The organism is Curtobacterium flaccumfaciens UCD-AKU (assembly GCF_000349565.1).
GTDB lineage: Bacteria > Actinomycetota > Actinomycetes > Actinomycetales > Microbacteriaceae > Curtobacterium > Curtobacterium poinsettiae.
In genome coordinates this window covers 265363-283469 of sequence record NZ_KB714628.1, presented here as the reverse complement: position 1 = coordinate 283469, position 18107 = coordinate 265363, and the positions used below count along the sequence as shown (strand labels likewise).

16 protein-coding genes and 1 pseudogene are annotated in these 18107 nt (G+C 73.0%); 9 read left to right on the top strand and 8 right to left on the bottom strand.

The genetic code is table 11. The annotated features are described in order from the left end of the window. Positions 1–57 precede the first annotated feature (57 nt). Positions 58–498 (top strand): NUDIX hydrolase, encoded by a 441-nt coding sequence (locus H489_RS31285; RefSeq protein WP_017887763.1) that lies wholly within the window; start codon positions 58–60, stop codon positions 496–498. 9 nt (positions 499–507) lie between these two features. Here H489_RS31285 and H489_RS36970 read toward each other — a convergent pair whose 3' ends face one another. The 3 genes from H489_RS36970 to H489_RS31275 form a co-directional block, all read right to left on the bottom strand. Continuing rightward, positions 508–1224 carry a hypothetical protein gene (locus H489_RS36970; protein WP_017887762.1) on the bottom strand — a complete coding sequence of 239 codons (717 nt, stop codon included), beginning with the start codon at positions 1222–1224 and terminating at the stop codon, positions 508–510. Continuing rightward, positions 1221–1409, bottom strand: coding sequence for a hypothetical protein (locus H489_RS31280; protein WP_017887761.1), 189 nt, complete (start codon positions 1407–1409; stop codon positions 1221–1223). Before H489_RS31280 ends, H489_RS36970 begins: the two co-directional genes overlap by 4 nt. 74 nt (positions 1410–1483) lie before the next feature. Further along, on the bottom strand, positions 1484–1852 hold the full coding sequence (locus H489_RS31275) for a VOC family protein (protein ID WP_031260093.1): 369 nt from the start codon (positions 1850–1852) through the stop codon (positions 1484–1486). 54 nt (positions 1853–1906) lie between these two features. Here H489_RS31275 and H489_RS31270 point away from each other — a divergent pair, with 54 nt between their 5' ends. Together H489_RS31270 and H489_RS37415 are read left to right on the top strand one after the other, a co-directional pair. Further along, a complete protein-coding gene (locus H489_RS31270) occupies positions 1907–2548 on the top strand; it encodes a nucleoside/nucleotide kinase family protein (protein WP_017887759.1) in 642 nt (213 codons plus the stop codon). Between the two features lie 73 nt (positions 2549–2621). Continuing rightward, positions 2622–3455: an SDR family oxidoreductase gene (locus H489_RS37415; protein ID WP_081612319.1), complete on the top strand. Its 834-nt coding sequence runs from the start codon at positions 2622–2624 to the stop codon at positions 3453–3455. 1401 nt (positions 3456–4856) lie between these two features. Here H489_RS37415 and H489_RS38655 read toward each other — a convergent pair. The 4 genes and pseudogenes from H489_RS38655 to nucS all read right to left on the bottom strand — a co-directional run. After that, a pseudogene (locus H489_RS38655) lies at positions 4857–5402 on the bottom strand (ArnT family glycosyltransferase); the annotation flags it as partial. Positions 5403–5763: 361 nt separating this feature from the next. Beyond that, the gene (locus tag H489_RS31255) at positions 5764–7044 is read right to left on the bottom strand and encodes a CynX/NimT family MFS transporter (protein ID WP_017887756.1); all 1281 of its coding nucleotides are present in this window, start codon (positions 7042–7044) and stop codon (positions 5764–5766) included. After that, positions 7041–7715, bottom strand: coding sequence for an HAD hydrolase-like protein (locus H489_RS31250; protein ID WP_017887755.1), 675 nt, complete (start codon positions 7713–7715; stop codon positions 7041–7043). Before H489_RS31250 ends, H489_RS31255 begins: the two co-directional genes overlap by 4 nt. A 101-nt stretch (positions 7716–7816) precedes the next feature. After that, positions 7817–8512, bottom strand: a complete 696-nt coding sequence (gene nucS, locus H489_RS31245) for an endonuclease NucS (protein ID WP_017887754.1) — start codon at positions 8510–8512, stop codon at positions 7817–7819. A gap of 175 nt (positions 8513–8687) precedes the next feature. Here nucS and H489_RS31240 point away from each other — a divergent pair, with 175 nt between their 5' ends. From H489_RS31240 to H489_RS31215, 6 genes are all read left to right on the top strand, one after another. After that, positions 8688–10076, top strand: a complete 1389-nt coding sequence (locus H489_RS31240) for a purine-cytosine permease family protein (RefSeq protein WP_017887753.1) — start codon at positions 8688–8690, stop codon at positions 10074–10076. A gap of 150 nt (positions 10077–10226) precedes the next feature. Beyond that, the gene (locus H489_RS31235) at positions 10227–11783 is read left to right on the top strand and encodes a hydantoinase/oxoprolinase N-terminal domain-containing protein (protein WP_017887752.1); all 1557 of its coding nucleotides are present in this window, start codon (positions 10227–10229) and stop codon (positions 11781–11783) included. After that, positions 11780–12964 carry a DUF917 domain-containing protein gene (locus H489_RS31230; RefSeq protein ID WP_017887751.1) on the top strand — a complete coding sequence of 395 codons (1185 nt, stop codon included), beginning with the start codon at positions 11780–11782 and terminating at the stop codon, positions 12962–12964. The genes H489_RS31235 and H489_RS31230 overlap by 4 nt, the downstream gene beginning before the upstream one ends. Next, positions 12961–14085, top strand: coding sequence for a DUF917 domain-containing protein (locus tag H489_RS31225; protein WP_017887750.1), 1125 nt, complete (start codon positions 12961–12963; stop codon positions 14083–14085). Before H489_RS31230 ends, H489_RS31225 begins: the two co-directional genes overlap by 4 nt. 39 nt (positions 14086–14124) lie before the next feature. Then, a complete protein-coding gene (locus H489_RS31220) occupies positions 14125–15219 on the top strand; it encodes a DUF917 domain-containing protein (RefSeq protein ID WP_017887749.1) in 1095 nt (364 codons plus the stop codon). Beyond that, positions 15216–16739, top strand: coding sequence for a helix-turn-helix domain-containing protein (locus H489_RS31215; protein ID WP_017887748.1), 1524 nt, complete (start codon positions 15216–15218; stop codon positions 16737–16739). Before H489_RS31220 ends, H489_RS31215 begins: the two co-directional genes overlap by 4 nt. Before the next feature lie 12 nt (positions 16740–16751). Here H489_RS31215 and H489_RS31210 read toward each other — a convergent pair whose 3' ends face one another. Continuing rightward, positions 16752–18050: an MFS transporter gene (locus H489_RS31210; protein ID WP_017887747.1), complete on the bottom strand. Its 1299-nt coding sequence runs from the start codon at positions 18048–18050 to the stop codon at positions 16752–16754. Positions 18051–18107: the final 57 nt, after the last annotated feature.

The following is an 18107-nucleotide window of genomic DNA, read 5'->3' as shown; positions in this document are numbered from 1 at the left end:
CTTGGAGGCCCGGCGCGGCTGGCAGACGTCGGTGCACCCACCTGGCATGGTCGGCCCATGGAGTACACGGACTACGACACCCGGCTCGCCGCCTACGGCGTGATCACGGACGGTGACCGCGTGCTCCTGGCGAAGCTGCGCCAGCCCGACGCGGGCACGTGGACGCTGCCGGGCGGCGGGGTCGAGTTCGACGAGACCGTCGAGCAGGCCGTCGTGCGCGAGATCCGCGAGGAGACCGGGTACGAGGCCCAGGTCGGTGCCCTGCTCGGGGTCCGGCACCACATCGTCCCCGCAGAGCGCCGCATCCACGCCAACGGCCGTCCGATGAAGGCCGTGCAGGTGGTGTTCCGGGCGACGATCACCGGGGGAGCCCTGCGGCACGAGCTCGACGGCTCGACCGACGAGTCGCGGTGGATCCCCGTCGCCGAGCTCCCGCACCACCGCCACGGCCTGCTCGTGCCGATCGCCCTCGGCTGGGCGGGTGCCCTGTCCCGCTGACCGCTGGCGTCATCCCACGCGCAGCACCGCGAACTGCGGTGGGACCGCGGTGGGTTCCGGGGGCTGGACACCCCACCCGAGGTTGCGGAGCGACTGCGCCGTCTCTGCCGGGAACTGCCGAGCGGTTGCCTCGGCTTCTGCGCGACGCCAACGACTGCGGAACCCCTGCACCGCGTCCCGCCACGTCGGCAGAGCGTCCACGCCGCACTCGACGATGACGAACTCGACCACGTCGGCGAGGCTCGGCCGGAAGTGCGGGCCGCCGAGCGGGAAGTGCAACGAGGACAACCGTGCCGCATCCCGTCGGCCCGAGCCGTGATCGCGCGCTCGGGCGAGCAGCGAACTGAACGCTCCGCGCTCGGCGTGCAAGTGCCAGTGCGACCGGGGCGTGGCCGTCAACGCCTCCTGGAACTCGAAGCGGACGAGTGGTTGCCGTTCGTCCGCGAGCAGAACGGCGTACCTGCTCTCGCTGACCACGAGAGCATCGAGGTGATCGACCCATCGGAACCGCATCCACGGGGCCAGGTCCGCGGTGTGCACATCGCCCACGGTCAAACGGACCGGGGTACCCCTTCCGGTCGCGGCGACTGACTGCATGATGAAGGTTCCACTGCGCTCGTCGAGGGCGTAGTCGATCGACGCACCGTGCTCGGGCAGGGCTCCGTCCAGGAGCGCTTGCGCGATCGTCGCCTGGCGCCGCGCCGCCGACGCGGCCTGCTCGTTCATCGCTCACCCAGCAGGGCGGAGATGCTGTCGAGCCAGTTCTGCGTGAGGTACTCGTCGGTGAACAGGTCGCGCCACTGCTCGGTCGGGGCGAACTCCCGATCGTCGAGGTTCCACTCCGCGCGGACCCGCGCCCGCTCCGCCAGGAGTTCCTCGCGGGTCCACTGCCGTCCCAGCACCTTCGTCATGGCCGTCCTCTCGTCGGTGAGAGGACGGTAGGACGATCAGCAGCGCCGACGCGAGCTTTCGGAATGCAACATGTTCACTCCTCGATGACGCTGAGGACGTTGCCCGACGGGTCGGTGAACCAGGCGATGAGCGGCCCGCCCTGCCGGTTCACACCCCGGTCGTCGGTCATCCCCTCGTACTGCAGGAACACGACACCCTTCGCGGTGAGCTCGTCGACCGCGGCGTCGATGTCCGGCACCGGGAAGTTGAGCACCGTGAAGGCCGCCGGTTCGTGACCCGGACCCTTCGGGTAGACGAGCACCTGGTGGCCACCGCCGAGCTGCAGGAAGAGCATGCCGTGGTCCTCGGTGACCTCGATCCCCAGGACGTCCTCGTAGAACGCCTTCGCCTCGGGCACGTCGCGCACCGAGTACCCGCTGAACGCCGTCGTCGCATCGACCATGCGGCAAGTGAACCACCGCGGTCCGGCGTCGGTGCGCTCTGCGAGGATGAAGCCGTGAGCGACTCCGGCACGACCGTCGACCAAGCCGTCGAGCGCGCGGTCGAGCTGGCCGCAGGCAGCGACCGCACCGTGCTCGGGATCGCCGGAGCACCGGGTGCCGGCAAGTCCACGCTCGCCCGCCGCATCGTCACCGCCGTCGACGAACGCCTGGGCGCGGGCACGGCGGTGCAGGTCCCGATGGACGGCTTCCACCTGTCGAACGCGGCGCTCGACGCCCTCGGCCGGCACGACCGCAAGGGTGCGGCGGACACCTTCGACGCCGACGGCTACGTCGCACTCGTCCGCCGGCTCGTCGCCGCCGACGAAGACGTGGTGTGGGCACCGGACTTCGACCGCCGCGTGGACGAACCCGTTGCGGGCAGCATCGCGGTGCCCCGCGCCACCCGGCTCGTGGTGTCCGAGGGCAACTACCTGCTCGACGACACCGCTCCGTGGTCGGCGCTCCCCGTACTCTTCACCGAGACCTGGTTCTGCGCCGTCGACGACGACGTCCGGCTCGACCGCCTGGTCGGACGGCACATGCGGCACGGCCGCGACCACGACGCCGCGCGCGCGTGGGCGGTCCAGGTGGACGGCGTGAACGCGGCGAGGGTCGCACCCACGGTGATCCGGGCCTCCAGGACGGTGTGGACGTGACCACCGACCGACGCGACCCCACCGCCGACCACCGCCACACGACGACGAACCGACACCGACACGAGGAGCGACCATGACCATCGCCATCACCGGAGCCACCGGCAACATCGGGGGCGCCGTGAGCGCGGCGCTCGCCGCGGACGGCGTGCCGTTCCGGATGCTCGTGCGCGACGCCACGCGTGCGCCGGAGCTGCCCGGTACCGAGGTCGCGGTCGCGACCTTCGCCGACGTCGACGCGAGCCGGACGGCGCTCCAGGGCGTCGACGTGCTGCTCATGGTGTCCGCCGCCGAGGCCCAGGACCGCCTCGACCAGCACCGGGCCTTCGTCACCGCGGCGGCCGACGCCGGCGTGCGGCACGTCGTCTACACGTCGTTCCTCGGCGCGGCTCCCGACGCGACCTTCACGCTCGGACGCGACCACTGGGCGACGGAGCAGGCGATCCGCGAGAGCGGGATGGCGTTCACGTTCCTGCGGGACAGCTTCTACCTGGACTTCGTCGAGGACCTGGTCGGCGAGGACGGCGTGATCCGCGGCCCGGCCGGCGACGGCGCCATGGCGGCGGTCGCCCGGGCCGACGTGGCCCGCGTCGCGACCGCGGTGCTGCACGACCCGGACGCGCACCGCGACCAGACGTACGAGCTGACCGGCCCCGAGGCGATCACCCTGGCCCAGGCGGCCGCGATCGTGTCCGAAGTCCGCGGCCGCACGGTCAGCTACCACCCCGAGACCCTCGACGAGGCGTACGCATCACGTGCGCAGTGGAACCCGGAGCCGTGGCAGGCCGACGCCTGGGTGAGCACCTACACGGCCATCGCCGAGGGTGCGCTCGCCCACGTGTCCGGCGACGTCGAACGCATCACGGGACGCACGCCGATGTCCCTGCGCGAGGTGCTCGCCGCGCGCTGACGCGTGGTGGCCGCGGTGGCTGTGGTGGCCGTGGTGCACTCCGGGTCCGACGGACGGGCCGGGCAGCCCGCAGTGCCACACGGTCCAGGTGATGCCGTTCGCCCGGCGCGGCTGCATCGGCAGGCGTGCGTGCCGGGTGCCGTGGGACAGTGCTCGGCAGCCGCCGGCCAGCGCGGCACGCAGGACCGGGTCGGTGCGGGGCGCGTGGGCCTCGACGACGAGCATGCGCAGTCCGTCGGCGATCCTGCGACGGATCTGGTGCGTCGTGAAGACGGGCACGGTGCCCGAGAACCCGCCGTCCGTCAGCACCGGCAGCCCGGTCGCGTCGATCACGGGCGCGGAGATGTGCCACGTGTCCGTCAGGAACAGCGGTTCGTCGTGCCGGTACCCCTCCAGGCGTCGCGCGGTCGCGACGAGCCGACTGAGGGCACGCGGGTACGGGGTCGATCCGCCCCACGGGTCCGGGCTCGACACGTGGAACACGTCCGGGGTGCCGGCCGGGATCGGCCAGCGCGCGGGCCACGGCCCGACGGATGCGTCGACGCCGCTGCCGTCGCGTGTTGCGTCGAGCGCCTGCAGTGAGAACGCGGCCGGTCCGGCGACCAGGGCGAGGCCGGCTGCGAGCGCGATGGTCGTCCGGGAGGCCCGGTGCCAGCCCGGCCCGCGGGTCGCCTCCCAGCGGGGTCGCCAGCACAGCGCCGCCACGCTGGCGACGACGGCAACCGTCGCGACGGTGATCGCGGGCCCGGCGAGCACGCGTGGCATCGCGGTGCCCTGGGCGAGGAACACCACCCAGCCGAGCTGCGCCACGGCGAGGACGACGGGGAGCGCCCGGAGTGCCCGGGACTGCGCCCGGACCAGGCCGACCGCACCGCGCCACCCGAAGGCCGCGAGCAGGGCGAGCTGGACGCCGATCGCCGCGACGTAGGCGGTGTGCGGCACCGCGGCCACCGACAGCACGAGCGCCGCGGTACCGAGCCAGACGACCAGGACGGCCAGGGTGGCGGCTCCGGCACGGGTGTCGAACGCGTGCCCGAAGGGGGTGCCGGCGGTGTCGTGGGCTGTGCGTGTCGACGCCGGCGTGATCCTCCGCGCTCGCCGTCGGACCAGCACCACGGCCGCGACCACCACGCCGAACACCGCCGCGGGCAGGAGCCAGGCCACCTGCGACGCCAGGTGCGGTTCGAGCAGCTTGCCGAACCCGGCCGCACCACCGCGCCAGGTGTGCGGGCCGAACGGCACCGTGAACGACCGGACGGACCCGGGCACCGCGCCGGGCAGGAACCGGTCGATGCCGTTGTACCCGAACACCATGGCGAGCGGACTGTCGGTCGTCGAGCCGTCCGCCCACGGCCGCGAACCCGACGGCGTGAGCGCCAGCGCGGTCACCCATGACACCGATGCCAGGACCGTGACGATCCCGAGCACTCCGGCTCGGATGACCCGGGTGCCGAAGCGGAAGGGACGGCCGTCGTGCCGGGCCGAGGCCAGCAGCGTGCCGAGCAGCAGCGCCGGCAGGACGAACCAGGCCTGCACCATCTTCGCCTGGAACCCGACGCCGACCGCCAGGCCCGCGGTGACGAGCGGCCACCACCGCCCGGTCAGTGCCGCGTGCTGCCAGCAGAGCAGGGCGACCGCCAGCGCGGCGGTGACCATGCCGTCCTCCATCGGGTGCGCGAACATCGACACGAAGATCGGCGTCGACCCGGCTGCCGCGGCGGCGACGAGGCCCGTCCCGACACCGGCCCAGCGGAGTCCGACCAGGGAGCAGGCCCACAGCGTGACGAGCCCCTCGATGACCTGCGGGAACGCGAGCGCTGCGGTGGAGTGCCCGAACAACCGGAGGCTCAGCGCCTGCGGCACCGCGAAGCCGCTGAGCTTGTCGAGCGTCACCGTCGCCGAGGGGTCGAACGCGCCGGAGAACAGCGCCGGCCACGACTCGGACATCGACCGCGCCGACGCCTGGTAGAAGCCGAAGTCCCCACCACGGCCCAGGTTCCAGGCGAGCAGCACGGTCATGCCGCCCGCGATCACGAGCAGGGTGAGCCGTGCCGCGAGCGGCTGGTCCCGCCACCGGGCGGGTCGTCGGATGTCCACTCTCCGGACCTTGGCCGTCCGGGATGACGATGGGCCGGGACCGTGCCGCCAGCTGGCCGCGAAGCCGGTCCGCGCGCTGAGGGGTCGTGCGGGTGCGGCCCCCGTCGGTCAGCGCCTCGGGGGTCGAGCCGGAGCGGGGTCTCAGCCGGCGCTCGGGTTCGGGGTCAGGACGCCGGGCGGCGGGCGGGCGGGACGGCGGGCGGTTCCGCGCTCAGGAGACCCGTCGCGCGGCGAACGTCCCGACGACACCCAGGGTCAGCACCGCGACGAGCACGACGAGGAGCGGTGCGGTCCAGGTACCCGTCGCACCGTGCAGCGCCCCGGCGAGCAGCGGCCCCGCGGACCCGATCAGGTAGCCGCCGCCCTGCACGAACGCGGACATCCGGCGTGCGTCGGCGTCGCTGGAGACGATCCGCACGATGACGATGAAGATCACGGTGATGCCGCCGCCCTGGGCCGCGCCGCCGAGCACCGACCACAGCAGCCAGAGCTGCGGGGCGAACAGCAGCCCGAGCGGCATGGCCAGCCACAGGGTGCCGACCAGGGCGATGATCGCCGCCGGACGCCACCGGGTCGCGAGCAGCGGGACGCCGAGCGCCCCGACGACGGCCAGGATCTGGAACACCGACGAGCTCGCGCCCGACGACGCCTTCGAGAAGCCGATCTCGTCGTGCAGCAGGGTCGGGATCCACGCGGTGAGGGCGTAGTACGAGAACGCCTGGCCGCCGAACGCCAGCGTCAGGCCCCAGGTGATGAGCCGTCGTGCCGGCCGGATCGGTTCGGCGGCGGCGACCCGTGCGGCCTCGGCGGCGCGCGCGGTGCGGATCGCCCCGGTGTCGAGCACCTGGTCGATCGGACCGGTGATCGGCAGTGGTCCGTCGTGGTCGGACGGCACCGGGCGTCGCCAGGCGGCCCGTGCACCGACCGCGTAGGTCCAGGCAGCGGCGGCGATGAGCGCGAAGACCGCCCAGATCGCGATGGCGACCGGCCAGCCCCACAGGGCCGCCAGGGGAGCGGTGCCGAGCGACGTGATCATCGACCCGACGTTGAGCGCCGACGTGTAGACGCCGGTGACCAGGCCGACGCGCTCCGGCGAGGTGTCCCGCCGGATGACCACCGGGATCACCACGTTGCCGATCGTGATGCCGATGCCGATGACCGCGGTGCCGATCAGCAGCGCCGCCGACGAGGGCATCGAGCGCACGACGGTGCCGGCGAGCACGATGACGAGCGACAGGGACACCGCGCGCTCGGGGTCGGCCTTCGCGATGACCCAGCTGGCGAACGGCGTCGCGAGGGCGAAGCAGAGCACCGGGATCGTCGTCAGCAGCCCGGCGATCGTCGCGGTCAGGCCGAGGTCGGCTCGGACGTCCCCGATGACCGGGGCGGTCGCGACGATCGGGCCGCGGAAGTTCAGGGCGATGAGGACGATGGCCGCCGGCAGCAACCAGGCGGCGCCGCGGAGGCCCCGCCGGACGACGTCGTCGTTCATGCGGACGGCGTCGCGGACGGCAGCAGGATCGGCAGCAGGTCGAGCGGGGTGGCGGCGCGGGCGATGGTGCCCTCGGCCTCGTCGGGGGAGCCGTAACCCCACTCGGCGAAGACGACCGGGACGCCGTGCACGGTCGCGCCCTCGACGTCGTGCTTCCGGTCGCCGATCAGCACCGGGCGGCTGGTGTCGAAGCCGTGGGCCTCGAGGCGTCGCAGTGCTTCTTCGACGACGTCGGCCTTGCTCGACCGGACCTCGTCGTCGCTCGCGCCGGTGATGATGTCGATGTCCCCGGTGAGCCCGTAGTGCTCGAGGATGTAGGTCGCCGGGGTCTCCGGCTTGCTCGTCGCCGTCGAGATCGGCAGCCCTGCCTGGTGCAGGGTGCGCAGGACGACGTCGATGTCCGGGAACATCGCGGAGTCGAGCGCCCCGTGCGAGAAGTAGTGCTCGCGGTAGACGGCGAGGGTGCGGTCGGCCAGCTCGTCGTCCATGCCCATGGCGATCCGGAACGTGTCCATGATCGGCGGACCGACGAACGACATCAGGGTGTCGCGGTCCGGCACCGGGACGCCGACGGTGCGGAAGGTGTGCGTCAGGCTCTCGAGGATGCCCGGCGCGGAGTCGCTGATGGTGCCGTCGAGGTCGAACAGGATGGCGGAGAACGGGCTGGTCATGTCCTGCCCACCCTAGCCGGGACGTGGCGGCGACCATCCGGGTTCCGTCGGCAGCGGGGCGGGGGTGCGCCGTGCCTCCAGGCCGGACGGGCCGACGCGGCTCAGAACAGGCGGGTGTGGCCGCCCTCGATGCCGCGCATCGCGTCGTAGTCGAGCACGAGGACGCGGATGCCGCGGTCCTCGGCGAGGGTGCGTGCCTGCGGTGCCACCGTCTGCGCCGCCAGCACGCCCTGCACCGGACGCAGGTGCGGGTCGCGGTTCATGAGCTCGAGGTAGCGGGTGAGCTGCTCGACCGCGTCGATGTTGGCGTTGCGCTTCATCTCGACGGCGACGCTCGCCCCGGCGTCGTCGCGCGCCAGGATGTCGACGGGCCCGATGGCCGTCATGTACTCGCGGCGGACCAGGGTGTGGCCGTCACCGAGGAGCTCGATCTGCTCGGCCAGGAGCTGCTGCAGGTGCGCCTCGACCCCGTCCTTCACCAGGCCCGGGTCGACGCCCAGGTCGTGGGTCTCGTCGGACACGACCTCGTACAGGGAGACGATGAGCTTGTCCTGCGTCTTCTTCTGCGTCACCGTCCACACCTGGGTGATGCCGGCGACCGACTGCTCCTCGTCCGGCTCGGTGATCTCGATCGAGCAGGGCGGGCTCATCCAGTTCAGCGGCTTGTAGCTGCCGCCGTCGGAGTGCACGAGCAGGGAGCCGTCCGCCTTGAGCATGAGCAGGCGGGTCGCGAGCGGCAGGTGGGCTGAGAGCCGGCCCGCGTAGTCGACGGAGCACCGGGCGATGACGAGACGCACCCCGGAAGCCTAACCGGCGCGATGTCGTCGCCCGGACCGGGCGCGCTGGCTGTGCAGCACGCACGGATTCACATGCCGGTAACGACGTTCTGCACATGTACCGCAATCCCATGCCGCCCTACCGTGGCTGACACCCCGATCGGCCCACGCCGACACCCCTCCCCGAGGAGCCACGATGGCCAGCGAGACCGCAGTGTCAGCACCACGAACCCCCCGTTCCGAGTCGGTCGCCGTCGACGACTACTCGCTCAGCCGGGTCCCGATGTCCGCACGCTACGGCTGGTTCCAGGTCGCCGTGCAGCGCTTCGGCCAGATCTCGGCCCTGTCCCAGTTCCTGCTCGGTGCGACGCTCGGCTTCGGCATGAGCTTCTGGGACGCCTTCTGGGCGATCACCCTGGGCGCCGTGATCCTGGAGATCGTCTCGGTGCTCGTCGGCGTGATCGGCGTGAAGGAGGGCCTGAACACCTCGGTCATCGCCCGCTGGACCGGGTTCGGCAAGGCCGGCTCGGCGCTGGTCGGACTGGCGATCGGACTGAGCCTGATCGGCTGGTTCGGCATCCAGTCGGGCGTCTCGGCGGCCGGGCTCGTCTCGATCCTGCCGATCCTGCCCGCCTGGGCGTGGTCGCTCGTGTTCGGGCTGCTCATCACCGCCATCGTGCTGCGCGGGTTCCACTCGATGCAGTGGCTGGCCAACGTGACCGTGCCGCTGTTCCTGGTGCTCGTCGGCTGGGCGGTCATCGTCGAGCTGAGCCGGCACTCGATCGCCGAGCTCGCCGCGCGTGCCCCGGCCGGTCCGGAGCTGAGCTTCGTGGCCGGCACCACCCTGGTGGCCGGCGGGTTCATCGTCGGTGCGGTGATCACGCCGGACATGACCCGCTTCAACCGCTCGGTCGGCGACGTCGTGAAGCAGACGCTGCTCGGTGTGACGCTCGGCGAGTACGTCATCGGCCTGGCCGGTGTCCTGCTCGCCCACGCCGTCGGCTCCGCGGACATCACCCGTGTGATCACGTCGAGCGTCGGCTGGGTCGGCATCCTCGTGATCCTGCTCGGCACGTTCAAGATCAACGACTGGAACATCTACAGCTCGAGCCTCGGTGTCACGAACTTCATCGACGCGGTGTTCGGCAAGCAGGTGAACCGCGGGCTCGTGACGCTCGTGATGGGCGTCGTCGGCTCGGTGCTCGCCGCGGTCGGGTTCCTCGGGGCCCTGACACCGTTCCTGTCCGTGCTCGGGGTCGTCTTCCCGCCGATCGCCGGGATCATGGTGGCGGAGTACTTCGTCGTGAAGCGCTGGCGCCGCGAGTTGAGCGACGCCGAGAACATCCCGGCGACCTCGCCCACCTGGGTGCCGGCCACCCTGGTCATCTGGGCGGTCGCCTCGCTCATCGGGTACTTCGTCGCCGTCGGCATCCCGTCGATCAACTCCGTGGTCATCGCCTTCGTGCTCTACGTGGTCGCCGGCAAGGCCGGGCTGATCCGCGGCGTCGGTGTCAGTCGGACCGAGTCCACGCCGGCCGCCACCGAGGTCCCGGTCGCCGAAGCACCGGCCACCCCCGCCGCCTGACCCGGGCGCTCCCCGAACGGCCGGTCGCGTCGCCGAACCCCTGATCCGCGCGACGGCGCGGCCGGTCCCCATCAACCAGCAGCACCCCGCCCGCGAAGACCCCGCACCCGCACCACCGCACCCGCACCCGCACCACCGAAGGGAACCCCCATGCGCATCGGCATCGACGTCGGCGGCACCAACACGGACGCCGTCCTGATGGACGGCAGCTCCGTCCGTGCGGCGGTCAAGCGGTCCACCACCCCCGACGTCACCTCGGGCATCGTCGCCGCGCTCGACGGTCTGCGCGAACAGCACGCCTTCGGCCCCACGGACATCGACGGCGTGATGATCGGCACCACCCACTTCATCAACGCCCTGGTCGAGGCACGCGGCCTCGCCCCGACCGCCGCGGTCCGCCTGGGTCTGCCGGCGACGGCCTCGCTGCCGCCGTTCACGGACTGGCCCGCGCACCTGGTGTCGGCCGTGCACGCGCAGCCGTTCCTGGCCCACGGCGGCCACGAGTTCGACGGCCGGGTCATCTCGGAGCTCGACCCCGAGGAGCTCAAGCGGCACGCCGGTGTCATCGCGGCCGCGGGCATCCGCTCCGTCGCGATCTCGTCGGTGTTCTCCCCGATCAACGACGAGTTCGAGCAGCGCGCGCAGGAGATCATGGCCGCCGAGCTCGGGCCGGACGTGGCGTTCTCGCTGTCGTCCGAGATCGGTCGCATCGGCCTGCTCGAGCGCGAGAACGCGACGATCATCAACGCGGCGCTCCGTGAGCTCGCCGACCGCATCGTCGACGGCCTGTCCGGGTCGGTCACGGGCAGTGGCATCGACGCACCGCTCTTCCTGAGCCAGAACGACGGCACGCTGATGGACGTCGAGTACGCCCGTCGCTACCCGGTCGCGACGTTCGCCTCGGGCCCGACGAACTCGATGCGCGGCGCCGCGGTGCTGTCCGGCTTCGACACCTGCGCGGTCGTCGACGTCGGTGGCACGACGAGCGACGTCGGCGTCCTGACCGCGGGCTTCCCGCGTGAGGCCACGGGCGAGGTCGCCGTCGCCGGCATCCGCACGAACTTCCGGATGCCCGACGTCCTGTCCGTCGGCATCGGCGGCGGCTCCCGCATCCGCGAGGACGGCAGCGTCGTCGGCCCGGACTCCGTCGGGTACCGCCTGACCGAGGAGGGCCTGGTCTTCGGCGGCACCACCCTGACCGCCACCGACGTCGCCGTCCGCGGTGGCCGTGGCGCGATCGGGGACCCGTCGCTCGTCGCCGGGGTGCCGGCCGAGGTCGCCGCCCGCGCGCTCGACGTCATCGCGGAGCGCGTCGCCGACATCGTGGAGCGGATGCGCACCTCGTCCGACCCGCTGCCCGTCGTGGCGGTCGGTGGCGGTTCGGTGCTGCTGCCGGACACCCTGCCCGGACTCGGCACCGTGCACCGCCCGGAGCACTACTCGGTCGCCAACGCCATCGGTGCGGCGATCGCGCAGGTCAGCGGCGAGGTCGACAAGGTCTACGCGATCAGCGACGGCCGACGGTCCGCCGTGGTCGACGAGGCGCGGCAAGAGGCCGTCGACCGCGCCATCGCGGCCGGCGCCGACCCCGGCTCGGTGGACATCGTCGACTTCGACGAGGTCCCGATCCCGTACCTGCCGGGCAACGCGACGCGGATCCGCGCGAAGGCCGTCGGCGACCTGGCACTCGGGGCGCTGGTCCGATGAGCGCCACCGAGACCGCGACCCCGCCCAGGACCACCTCCAACTCCCAGACCGCCGAGCAGTCCGCTGAGGTCCCCATCACCTCCATCGGGGCGGACTGCTCGGCCCTCGCCCGCGGCGCCGCGATCCTCGGCACCGGCGGCGGTGGTGACCCCTACATCGGCCGCCTGCTCGCCGAGGCCGCCGTCCGCACCCACGGTCCGGTCGAGATCGTCCAGGTCGAGGACCTGCCCGACGACGCCGTGGTGCTCTCGGTCGCGATGATCGGCGCTCCCACGGTGATGGTCGAGAAGCTGCCGTCCGCCGGCCAGTTCGCCGAGGCCATCCGCAGCCTGTCGGCGTTCCTCAACGTGACCCCCACCCACCTGGCCTGCATCGAGGTCGGCGGCGTGAACTCGACGACGCCGATCGTCGCCGCTGCCGAGCTCGGCCTGCCCCTGGTCGACGGCGACGGCATGGGCCGTGCGTTCCCCGAGGTGCAGATGGTGTTGCCGACCCTGTCCGGGGTCAGTGCGACACCGATGGCCCTGGCGGACGAGAAGGGCAACACGGTCGTCTTCGACACGGTCGACAACCGGTGGGCGGAACGGCTCGCCCGCACGGCGACGGTCGAGATGGGCTGCTCCGCGATCACGGCGCAGTACGCCATGTCCGGCGCGCAGGTGAAGGAGTCGTTCGTCCGCGGCAGCCTGTCGCTGAGCGTCCGGCTCGGCGAGACGCTGGTGCGCGCACGCAGCGAGAACGCCGACCCCGTCACGGCGGTGACCGAGGTGCTCGGCGGCACGGTCGTGTTCGAGGGCAAGGTCGCCGACATCGAGCGCAAGACCGTCACCGGGTTCGCCCGTGGCACGGCCCGCATCGCTGGTTCCGGCAGCGACACCGGCCTGGAGGCGGTGCTCCGGTTCCAGAACGAGCACCTGCTGGTCGAGGTGGCCGGCCAGGTCCGCACCACGGCTCCCGACCTCATCATCACGTTGGACGCCGAGACCGGCGAACCGATCACCACCGAGGCCCTGCGCTTCGGCGCCCGCATCCGGATCGTCACGGCACCGGCCGACGAACGCTGGCACTCGCCGGACGGTCTGCGCCTGGCCGGCCCGCGGTACTTCGGCTACGACACCCCCGCGGTCCGCCACGACGGCACCACGAGCGCGGGCGAGACGAACACGGGAGCGCACCGATGAGCTGGATCCTCGACGTCGACGACCTGCCCGACCTGGCCCGCGGCGCCGCGCTGCTCGGCACCGGCGGCGGAGGCGACCCCACCATCGGGATGCTCCTGGTCCGTGCCGCGATCGAACAGCACGGCCCCGTGACGATCCTCGACCCGTCCGAGGTCCCCGACGACGCCCTCGTCATCCCCACCGCGCAGATGGGCGCACCGACCGTCGTGCTCGAACGCATCCCCGCCGGACCGGAACCCCTCGGCGCCCTCCGTCGGCTCGAAGCCCACCTGGGCCGGACGGCGACCGCCACGATGCCCATCGAGTGCGGCGGCATCAACTCGATGATCCCGCTGCTCGTCGGCGCCACCGGCGGCCTGCCCGTCGTCGACGCGGACGGCATGGGCCGCGCGTTCCCCGAGCTGCAGATGGAGACGTTCTCGGTCTACGGGGTCCCCGGCAGTCCACTGGCGATCAGCGACGAGAACGGTCACGGCGTCATCATCGAGACCGGCACGGACAACAAGAAGATGGAGTGGCTCGCCCGCGGGGTCACCATCCGGCTCGGCGGCGTCGCCTACATCGCCGAGTACGCCATGTCCGGCCGCCAGGTGCGGGAGACCGCCGTCCCGCGCACGCTCTCCCTGGCACTCGCCGTCGGTCGGGCCATCCGGGTCGCCCGCGAAGCCCACCGCGACCCCATCGACGCGCTCGCCGAGGCCCTCGGGACGACGATCTACACGCACCTGCGCGAGCTGTTCGACGGCAAGGTCGTCGACGTCGAGCGCCGCACGGTCGACGGGTTCGCCCGCGGTCGTGCCACCGTGCAGGGGACCGACGGCTCCGAGCTCGAGCTCCGGTTCCAGAACGAGAACCTCGTCGCCCGGCGGGACGGGCAGCTCGTCGCCGTCGTGCCCGACCTGATCTGCGTCCTCGACGCCGAGACCGCCGAGCCGATCACCACCGAACGCCTGCGGTTCGGGCAGCGCGTCCGGGTGATCGGCATCTCGACCCCCGACCTGATGCGGACCCCGGAGGCGCTCGCCGTGTTCGGGCCGTCGTGCTTCGGGCTCGACGAGCCGTTCGTCCCGGTCGAGGACCTGCACGAGCACGTCCGCCCGGCCGCCCCGGCGGTCGGCTGACCGACGGCCGCGCGCCGACCACGGCAGCAGAATGGACCCATGGACCAGGGTGAGCGGCGGGGCGGCGGTGTGACGGGCCTCCAGGCCGACGACGCGACCGTCTTCGGACGCGGCACCGCCCTGCTCGGCTGCGGCGGTGGCGGCCGCGTCGACCACATGGTCAGCGCACTCCGCTTCGCACTCGGCGACCGCAGTGTGCCGGTCGTCGACCTCGACGACCCCGCGCTCGGCTCGGTGGTGGCCGTCGGGCTGATCGGGTCGACCACCGTGCTCGAGGAGAAGATGCCGAGCGGCGAGGAGCTGCCGGCCGCGCTCGCGGCGGTCGAACGCTGGACGGGCACCCGTGCCGACGCCGTCGTCGCCGCGCAGATCGGCGGCGTGACCGGACCGGCCGCGGCCCTCACCGCCCACGCCGCCGGACTGCCGCTCGTCGACGCGGACCTGGTCGGCCGCGCGGTCCCGCGCATCGACCAGCTGTCGGTCTTCGTCGGCCCGACCACGACGGTCACGGCCGCCGCGGCCACCACGAGCGGTCTGCGGATCGTCGTCGACGCCCGGCACCCCCACGACGTCGAGACGGTCTGGCGCGAGGCCGTCTCGCACAGCGGCGGCTGGGCGGCCTTCGCGATCGGCCCGGTCCCGGTGGCGCTGCTGCGCGAGCGGGCCGTCGTCGGCAGCGTGCAGCGCGCCCTCCGGATCGGACGCGCAGCCGGCGGCGCACGCGACGCGGCGGAACTCGCCGCGCTCATCGGCGGCCGCATCGTCGCCCAGGGCCGGGTCATCGACGTGCAGCGCGAGGGGGACGCGCTCGCGTTCGTCCGCAGCAGCCTGGCCATCCGCGACGCCGGCACCGGTGCGGTCGCCCGGGTCGAGGCGGGCAGCGAGTACGTGCACTGCCTGGTCGACGGCCTGCCCGTCGCCAGCACGCCGAGCGTCATCACCGTCGTCGACGCGCGCTCGCTCGCGCCGGTGGCGACCGACCGCACGCGGGTCGGCAACGAGCTCGCGGTGCTCGTACTGCCGTCGGCGCCGTGGTGGTGGGCGGACCCCGACCGCACCGCGCACATGGGACCGCGGGCGTTCGGCATCGACGCCGACGTCGTGCCCGAGGCCGTGCGCCAGGTGCTCGCGTGAACGCCGTCGGCGACCTGCTGCCGCTCCTGCCGCCCGGCACCCGACTGCTCGTCGGCCCCGGCAGCACCGCGGTCCGGAGCGTCCGCGGGGTCGTGGGGACCCCCGACCAGGTCGGCCGGTCGCTCGCCCAGGGCGACGACGTCGTCGTGCTGCTCACCCCCGTCGACCGCGCGGACGCGCGCTTCGACGTGCTGCTGCGCCGGGCGTCCGCGGCCGGCACCACCCTGCTCGTCGTCGACGGGGCACTGGAACTCGGCCCCGGCAGCACGACGCTCGCCGACCGGCTCGGCGTCGCCGTGCTCGCGACCCCGGACCCGTGGGCGACCTCGGTCCGCCTGCACGAACTCATCGGCACCGGGATGGGCGCGGCGGCCCGGGCCGCCCTCGACGCCTCCCGCGTCGCGCTCGACGCCGGCCCCGAACTCGACGACCTGTTCGCCCGGCTCGACCGGTCGCTCGGCCACCCGGTGCGGTTCCTCGACGCGTCGGGCCTGGCACTCCGCGGAGCCGCCGTCGACGACACAGCCCGCGCCGTGCTCGTCCGCCGCGCCGGCACGAGCGACGTGCTGATCGCCGAGGGCGTCGACGAGACGCTCGTCGCGATCCCGGTCGGTACCGGCATCGGACCGCGCGCCTGGCTGGCCGTCGGTCTGTCCGTCCCGATCGCCGCCGAACAGCAGGTGGTCGCGAGCGCCCTGCAGGTCGCCGCCGTCGCCGTCGGGCACCGGCTGCTGCTCACCCGGCTCGACGACGAGCGCGACGCCCGCTACCGGATGGCGATGCTCGACGAGCTCCGCGCTGCCGACGGGGCGCCCGCCCCGCAGCTCGTGCAGCGGACCATCGCCGCCGGGTGGCGGCTGGACGCCTGGCACGTCGGAGCGCGCGTGGTCGCGCGGCAGGGCGTCGACCTGGTCGCGCTCCGCCAGCAGGTCGACGCCGCGGTGCGCGCCGAGGGACTCGACGCGGTCGTCGTCGAACAGGCGGACGGCTGGGTGCTGTGGCTGTCGGAACCCGACGAACCCGGCCGGGAGGCAGTGGCCGACATCGCGGGTCGGCTGCGGCGCGCGCAGAACACGCTCCGCACCACCGTGGAGACCAACGTGGGCGTCGGCAGTCTGCAGGCGGGCCCTGCCGGGCTGGTCCGGACACTCGGCGAGGCCGGCGACGCCGCCCGCCTGGCCGCGAGCCGTCCGGAGTCCGGGCACTTCGTGCACGTCGACCGGCTCGGGCTCGCGCAGCTGCTGCTCGCGTGGACGCAGACGGACACGTTCCTGCCGGCCTCTCGGCAGTTGCTCGCGCCGCTCGAACGCGGTGGCGGGGCGCTCCTGACGACGCTCGCCGCCTACCTGGACGCGGAGTCGTCGATCGCCGAGACCGCCGCGGTGCTCGGCGTGCACCGGAACACCGTGTCCGACCGCATCGCGCGGGTGGAGCGGTTGCTCGCGGTGGACCTGTCCGACCCGGAGACCCGGCTCGCCCTGCACCTGGCGACGCGGGCGCGGGCCGGGGACGGCGGCTGAGGGCTCGTTGCGTCAGCTGCGGTCGCTGGCGTTCTCGGTCTCGCTGGTCGCGGTGTCGTGCTCGTGCTCGGTCGTGCTCGTGTCGGTCCCGCGGGCGGGGCGGGCGGCGGCACCGGTCTCGCGGGCCGCACCCGAAGCCAGGCCGGCCGCGATGATGAACACGAAGACGATCAGCAGCGCGCCGAGCAGGCCGATCTGCTCGCCGAGGAACCCGATCAGCGGGGGCCCGGCCAGGAACGCCACGTAGCCGATCGTCGCGACGGCGCTGACCTTGGCGGCCGCGGTGCGGGGGTCGTCGGCCGCGGCGGACATGCCCATCGGGAAGCCGAGGCTGGCACCGAGGCCCCAGAGCACGACGCCGACGATCGCGAGCGGCACGTTGTCGATGAAGATGAGCATGCCCAGGCCGACCACTGCGACGGCGGCGCTGATGCGCAGGATCGGCACGCGGCCGAACTTGTCGATCAGCGGGCTGCCGGCGACGCGGCCAGCGGTCATCGCGGCCAGGAACACCGTCAGCACGGCAGCACCGCCGGCGTTGTCGAGCCCGTGGCCGTCGATCATCGCGAGGGGCAGCCAGTCGTTCGCGGACCCCTCGGCCAGCGCCATGCCGAGCACGATCACGCCGATGAGCAGCGTGGAGGGCTGTGCCCAGACCTGCCAGCGGGTGAGCGGGGTCGCGACCGGGCTGGTGTCGGTCGACACCGGCTGCTCGACGAGGTGCTCGTCCTGGAACTTCGCGACGGCGACGAGCATGGCGGCGCTCGTGATGACGACGAGCACGATGAAGTGCCCCGACACCGGGATCTCGAGCTTCTCGGCCAGGGCGCCGAGGCCCGCACCGGCGAGCGTGCCGAGGCTGAACGCGGCGTGGAACAGCGGCATGATCGTGCGTCCGCCGGCCTTCTCGGCGGCGGCGCCGGAGACGTTCATCGACACGTCGCACAGGCCGTTGCCGAAGCCGAACGCGATGAGCGCGATCCAGATGGCGGCGAAGCCCCACCCGAGCGTGACCGCGACCCCGGCGAAGATCATGCCGACCGCCAGGCACGCCGCAGCCACCTGCACGCCCCGTCTCGCACCGAGCTTCGCGACGATGTGCCCGGCGAAGGTCAGACCGCCGATCGAGCCGACGGCCATGCCGAGCACGAGCAGGCCCATCTCGAACGTGCTCGCCCCGAGGGAGTCGCGGACGCTCGGGATCCGGCCCAGCCACGTCGCGATGTCGAGCCCGGACAGGGTGAACACCACGAACACCGCGATGATCCAGGCCTTGGTGGTCGGGACGGTGCGGGTGGACGGCGTCGTCATGGTGGTTCCCATCGTGCTGCGACGCGCTCGGTGCTGCGCGTTCTGGTGCTGGTGTTG